This window comes from Pseudomonas sp. SDO5271_S396 (assembly GCF_054071795.1).
Window position 1 is genome coordinate 1 of sequence record NZ_JBSVWB010000109.1, and the last position, 2028, is coordinate 2028.

Consider the following 2028-nt stretch of genomic DNA (forward strand, 5'->3'; position numbering starts at 1 on the left):
TATCAGGCCTACCGAGGTGATGCTATCGCAGGCAAGCCAGCTCCCACACAAAACCTCTCCCACATTGGGTCTGCGTGGATCAGTCAGTTGGTACGCGCTCCCTGATTGATCCAGGTGCCAATCAAATCCCGCTCCTGCTGGGTCATCTGGGTGATGTTGCCCAGCGGCATGATCTGGCTGGCCACGGCCTGCGCCTGGATGCGTGCCGCTTGCTGCTGGATCTGCGCCGGGGTGTCGAACATCACCCCGGCCGGGGCGGTGCTGAACAGCGGGCTGGTGGGCTTGGCCGAATGGCACACGGCGCAGCGCTCCTGGATCACGCTGTGCACCTTGCCGAAGTCGGTGGAGGCTTGGGCGGGTGCAGGTTCGGCGGCGGGTACTGCGGGGGCGGCAGGCGCGGCGGGTTTCAAGCCACCGCCCAACGCGGTTTCCGGCAACGGCTGGTATTCAATGGCGGCCGGCGCCTTGGCCACGTCTGGCGTGGTGGCCATCGGTTTCGGGCCGGTCACGTACGCCAGGCAGATCATCGCCAGTGCGCCCACCGGCAAGGTCCACGCGTACTTCTGGCTGTCATGGCGCGTGTTGAAGTAGTGACGCACCAACACCGCCGCCACGGCGATACCGGCCAGGATCAACCAGTTGTACTGGCTGCCATAGGTGCTCGGGAAGTGGTTGCTGATCATGATGAACAGCACCGGCAGGGTGAAGTAGTTGTTGTGGCGTGAACGCAGCAAGCCTTTGGCCGGCAGTGCCGGGTCCGGCGTGCGGTTCTCGGCAATCGCCGCCACCAGCGCGCGTTGCGCCGGCATGATGATGCGGAACACGTTACCCACCATGATGGTGCCGATCACCGCACCCACGTGCAGGTAGGCGCCACGGCCACTGAACACTTTGCTGAAGCCGTACGCGGCGGCGATCAACAGCACGAACAGGATGAAACCGAGCAGGGCAGGGCGCTTGCCAAGGGCCGAATCGCAGAGGAAGGAGTAGATGAACCAGCCGGCGAACAGTGAACCAATGCCCAGCAACACGCCTTCAGGACCGCTGAGGCTGCTGCCCGGGGCCAGCAGGTACAGGGTGGGGTTGGAGTAGAACACCACGCACAGCAGCGCGATCCCCGACATCCAGGTGAAATAGGCTTCCCATTTGAACCAGTGCAGGTTGTCCGGCATGGTTGGCGGGGCCAGCTTGTATTTTTCCAGGTGGTAGATGCCGCCACCGTGGATTGCCCAGAGGTCACCGGACAGGCCGTCCCTGGGGTTGACGCGGTTGAGGTTGTTTTCCAGCCATACGAAGTAGAAGGAAGCGCCGATCCAGGCGACGCCAGTAATCATGTGAACCCAGCGAATGCTCAGGTTCAGCCATTCCAACAGATGTGCTTCCACAGTCTTTACCTCTCGCCTGTCACCCTTGTTTTCGGGTGATCAGACCTTCTCTTATTGGTGGGGGGCGAGGATCAATCGCTCATCCTCTTTGAAGAAATGCTCATCGCAGTTATTGCCTGTGCCACTGCGATCAACCACCAGGAAGTCATCCCGCTTTTCGATCGTCAGCACCGGGTGGTGCCAGACGCCGCGATGGTAATTAATGCCCTGCCTGCCGTTGGTGACGAAGGCGCGGACCAAGCCCGATACAGGTGCATCGCCAAGTGGCGCGACCACGATCAGAAAGGGGTTGCCGAGCAGCGGAATGAAAGCCTGGCTGCCCAGCGGGTGTCTCTCCAGCATGCATACGGTCAAGGGCATTTGCAGCGCGTCGGCGCGGAAAATGCTGATGATGGCGTTGTCCTCTGGCTTTGCGGTTTCGACCGTCGCCAGTTTATGGAAGCGCATGGTCGACCCGTTGTTGATCATGAAGTGATCGCTGCCATCGGTTTCGATAACGTCTCCGAAAGGGGCGAAGGCTTCTTTGGTCAGGGGTTCGATCATCAGTGTGCGCATGGCTGTCTTCTTAAATTTTCGAGTGTGATGGTGTCTGGTCTACCGTTATCGCGGGCAAGCCCGGCTCCCACATTTGACCGCATACCCC

At 60.8% G+C, this 2028-nt stretch carries 2 protein-coding genes; both read right to left on the bottom strand.

Going from position 1 to position 2028, the window contains the following annotated elements:
* Positions 1-83: 83 nt before the first annotated feature.
* A complete protein-coding gene (locus tag ACW9IN_RS30050; protein WP_457369235.1) occupies positions 84-1385 on the bottom strand; it encodes a urate hydroxylase PuuD in 1302 nt (433 codons plus the stop codon).
* A 51-nt stretch (positions 1386-1436) separates the two neighbouring features.
* Positions 1437-1940 carry an ureidoglycolate lyase gene (locus ACW9IN_RS30055; RefSeq protein ID WP_457369236.1) on the bottom strand — a complete coding sequence of 168 codons (504 nt, stop codon included), beginning with the start codon at positions 1938-1940 and terminating at the stop codon, positions 1437-1439.
* Positions 1941-2028 lie beyond the last annotated feature (88 nt).